The organism is Euzebyales bacterium, from assembly GCA_035461305.1.
Lineage (GTDB): Bacteria > Actinomycetota > Nitriliruptoria > Euzebyales > JAHELV01 > JAHELV01.
In genome coordinates this window covers 1-3,875 of sequence record DATHVN010000180.1, presented here as the reverse complement: position 1 = coordinate 3,875, position 3,875 = coordinate 1, and the positions used below count along the sequence as shown (strand labels likewise).

Below are 3,875 nucleotides of genomic sequence, written 5' to 3'. Positions count from 1 at the left end.
CCGGCAGACGGCCGGCGAGCAACGCGAGGTGATCGTCGATCAGGTGGTGGCGGGCCATGGCTGCTCGAGCAGGGTCGTGACGGTCGCGGCGAACTCCCGCCAGGTGGTGCGGTCGGTCTGCAGGCGCCGTTCGCCACGGGCTGCTGTGGCTCGGTCGGTCGCGTGGTTCCGCTACGGGGTTCGCCGCTGGCGCAACGGCACCATCCCCGACGTCGCCTACGCCGTCGGCCCGGGGTCATCCGCCGACTCGCGCTCCGTGCGGCCGGCCGCGTGCCGGCGGCAGCCGCCCGCTTCGCGCCGCCGGTCGGCATCAGCTCGCTGGGGATGTTCGACGCGGGCGGGTGGGGTATCCCACTGTCGCCGATGACGCTGATGGTCACCGTCGGCGGCATCCTCCACCGACCGGCGTTCGTCGACGGTGAGCTCCAGGAGCGTCAGTTGCCGCCGTTGACGCTCAGCTTCGACCACGCGGTCGTCGACGGCGCGCTCGCGGCGCGGTTCAGCGCCACGCTGAGCCGGCTGTTTCGAGACCGCCGCCGCGCTCGACGACACAGGTCCGCTGATCATGACAGCAGCTCGGCGTAGGTTCAGCTTCTGGGCCGGCATGCGCGCCGCCCGCCAACGCCTCGCGGCCCTCGACTCGTCGATCGTGGCGACGCCGTACGGGGCGGCCGAGTACGCCGACCGCGGCAGCGGTCCACCGGTCCTTGTGATCCACGGCGTGATGGGCGGCGTCGACGCCGGGCTGCGCAACGTCGCGTGCCACGTCCCCGACGGCTACCGCATCATCGTGCCGTCGCGCTTCGGCTACCTGCATTCGACCCTGCCGCCGCGGGCAGCACCGGCGCTGCAGGCCGACACCTACGCCGCGCTGCTCGACACCCTCGACGTCGACCGGGTCGCGGTCATCGCCGCCTCCGCCGGCGCGCCCTCCGCGCTGCAGCTCGCGATCCGCCACCCCGACCGCAGGGCGATCACCGCGGCCGCCCGTGGTCGAGACCTCGATGTCGAGCGGCCGACGGCATTCACCTCCGTCGCGGGACACGGTGTGCGCGCAGACGTCGAGGGCGTGACCGTCTGGGTCGGCACCCGCAAGCTGGCCGAGGTAGGTCTCGAGCTGCCCGAGGCGCTCGACGATGCCGCGGAGCGCCACGAGCACCACGGCAGGGACGGCGGTCGTCGTCAGTTGGGAGGGCGAGGTCCGTGCCGTGGTGGCGGTCGCCGACACCGTCAAGGACGACGCGGCGACCGCGGTCGCGCGGCTGCACGCCATGGGCATCGAGACCGCCATCATCACCGGCGACAACCACCGCACCGCCGCCGCCATCGCCGCCCAGTCGGCATCGACCGCGTCTCGCGGAGGTGCTGCCCGACGGCAAGCAGGACGAGATCGCCCGCCTCCAGGCCGACGGCCGCTCGGTCGCGATGGTCGGCGACGGCATCAACGACGCGCCCACGCTCGTCCAGGCCGACCTCGGCATCGCGATCGGCACCGGCACTGACGTGGCGATCGAGTCCAGCGACCTGACCCTCATGCGCAGCGATCTGGACGGCGTCGCCACGGCGATCGAACTGTCGCGCGCGACCGAGCGCACGATCCGCCAGAACTTCGGATGGGCGTTCGGCTACAGCATTCTCGCCATCCCCATCGCGGCGCTGGGGTTCCTGTCGCCGATCGTGGCTGGCGCCGCGATGGCCTTCTCGAGCGTCAGCGTGGTCACCAACTCACTGCGACTGCGGCGCTTCGGACGACGACCGGCGGTTCGCCGGCGTCCGCCCGGGGCCTCTGCCGCCGAGGTGGTGTGACGCGTCCCGTCCGAGAGCTCAGCTGCGGGCGGTAGCCTCGACGGCCCGTCGGATGCGCTCCGCGGCATCCCGGGCGATCGGTGCGACATCCTCCGCGTCGGCGAGCCCGAGCATCGCGATGGGGTCGGCGGCGATGATCTCGCTGCCGCCGTCCGGGTACGCGCGGACGACGACGTTGCACGGCAGCAGACTGCCGATGGCTGGGTCGGCCTCGAGCGCCCGGTGCGCCAACGGGGGGTTGCAGGCACCCAGGATCATGTACGGGGGCACGTCGACATCGAGCTTGTCGCGCAGCGTCGCCTGCACGTCGATCTCGGTGAGCACACCGAAGCCTTCATCCTGCAGTGCGTCGCGGACCCGCTGCTCGGTCGTTGCCACATCCACATGGACACGGGCGCGGATGGTGTACCGGTCGGTCTGCACGTCGGTCACGTCGGTGCCTTCCTGTTGCTTGCGGGTCACCACGACTGTCGCCGGTGCGGATCAAGTTCACCCGCGTGCAAGATCAAGATCGCGTCAAGTCTGCGCAACTGACGCTGGGGTGCAGGTCGCCGGGTCGACGGGACCCCCGGGGGACCGCTCGCGTTACGCGGGGCCGCACGACCGACGCACCGTGGCCGGTGCGGCGCGACAATGGCCGTGATGGATGCAGGGCCCACGGTGACGGTGCTGGTCGTGGATGACGAGCGGCCGCTGGTGCATCTGGTGCGGTCGTATCTGGAACGTGAGCAGTTCCGCGTGGTCGAGGCGTTCGACGGGCTTCAGGCGCTGCAGGCGGCGCGTGCGGAGGCCCCCGATGTGATCGTGTTGGACCTGATGCTGCCGGCGCTGGATGGGCTGGACGTCGCCCGCGGGATCCGCACGTTCAGCGACGCGTACATCATCATGCTGACGGCCAAGGCCGAGGAGGTCGACCGGGTCGTGGGGTTGTCGGTCGGCGCCGACGACTACATGGTCAAGCCGTTCTCACCGCGGGAGCTGGTCGCGCGGATCCACGCCATGCTGCGCCGCCCACGCGGCAGCGAACGCAGCCGTGATGTCCGCCGGTTCGGTGATCTCGTGATCGACGCCGACGCACGCGAGGTCCACTCCGACGGAGCACCAGTGGAGTTGACGCGCACGGAGTTCGATCTGCTCGACGCGCTGTCCGAACGCCCCCGCATGGTGTGGTCACGCAGCCAGCTGCTCGACCGCCTCCGCGGGACGGCCGAGTACCGTGACGAGCACGTGATCGACGTGCACGTCGGGAACCTGCGGCGCAAGCTGCACAACCCCGACGTGATCGTGACGGTGCGTGGGGTTGGGTACCGGATGGGTGCCGGACGATGACGCGACGGCCGCCGTCGGGGTTGGCGCGGCGGCTGCTCGCCGCGCATGCGGTGGTGATCGCGGTGGGCGCCACGACGCTGGCCGCCGTGGCGGTGCTGGCCGGCCCGAGCCTGTTTCGCAGCCACGTCCGCGCCGCGCTCGGGCCGCTGTCTGACAGCGCCGCGGCGCATCTCGACGAGGCGTTCGCCCGTGCACTGCTGCTGTCGCTGGGCGTGGCCGTGCTCGCCGCAGCGGTCACCGCGTTCGCGGTCAGCTGGTACGTCGCGCGGCGCATCGCCCGACCGGTCAGCCGGCTCGCGGACAGCGCCCGCCGCGTCGCTGCTGGCGATTACCACACGCGGGTGCCGGTGCCGCCGGTCGACGACGAGCTCGCACAGGTCACCCGCAGCTTCAACCGCATGGCCGCCGCACTGGAGGACACCGACGCCACCCGCCGCCGGCTGCTCGCCGACCTCGCCCACGAGCTACGCACACCCCTGGCGACCCTGGAAGGCTACGTCGAGGGGCTCGACGACGGCGTGGTGGCCGCCGAGCCGGCAACGTGGCGCACGCTGGCCGAGGCGCTCGCGCGGCTGCGCCGACTGGTCGACGACCTCGCAGTGGTGTCCCGCGTCGAAGGGTTGCCATCTGACCTGCAGCTGCAGCAGATCACGCCAGGCGAGCTCGTACGTCAGGCAGTGGCCGCGGCACGGCCGCTGGCGCAGCGACGCGGCGTGCGACTGCACGGCGACGTCACCGGC

At 72.0% G+C, this 3,875-nt stretch carries 5 protein-coding genes; 4 read left to right on the top strand and 1 reads right to left on the bottom strand.

Features of this window, described 5'->3' with window-relative positions; all coding sequences use genetic code 11:
* The first annotated feature begins 270 nt into the window (after nucleotides 1–270).
* Both VK923_16885 and VK923_16880 read left to right on the top strand, forming a co-directional pair.
* The gene (locus VK923_16885) at nucleotides 271–585 is read left to right on the top strand and encodes a 2-oxo acid dehydrogenase subunit E2 (protein HSJ46354.1); all 315 of its coding nucleotides are present in this window, start codon (nucleotides 271–273) and stop codon (nucleotides 583–585) included.
* 777 nt (nucleotides 586–1,362) lie between these two features.
* The gene (locus VK923_16880) at nucleotides 1,363–1,806 is read left to right on the top strand and encodes an HAD-IC family P-type ATPase (GenBank protein HSJ46353.1); all 444 of its coding nucleotides are present in this window, start codon (nucleotides 1,363–1,365) and stop codon (nucleotides 1,804–1,806) included.
* Nucleotides 1,807–1,824: 18 nt separating this feature from the next.
* On the opposite strand, the gene VK923_16875 is transcribed toward VK923_16880, so the two are convergent.
* Entirely contained in the window at nucleotides 1,825–2,268 is a 444-nt protein-coding gene (locus tag VK923_16875) for a DUF302 domain-containing protein (GenBank protein HSJ46352.1), read from the bottom strand.
* A gap of 213 nt (nucleotides 2,269–2,481) precedes the next feature.
* Here VK923_16875 and VK923_16870 point away from each other — a divergent pair, with 213 nt between their 5' ends.
* Both VK923_16870 and VK923_16865 read left to right on the top strand, forming a co-directional pair.
* Complete coding sequence (locus tag VK923_16870) at nucleotides 2,482–3,135, top strand: response regulator transcription factor (protein ID HSJ46351.1); 654 nt, start codon at nucleotides 2,482–2,484, stop codon at nucleotides 3,133–3,135.
* On the top strand, nucleotides 3,132–3,875 hold a 744-nt coding region (locus VK923_16865), incomplete at its 3' end, for a HAMP domain-containing protein (GenBank protein HSJ46350.1). The genes VK923_16870 and VK923_16865, both read left to right, overlap by 4 nt.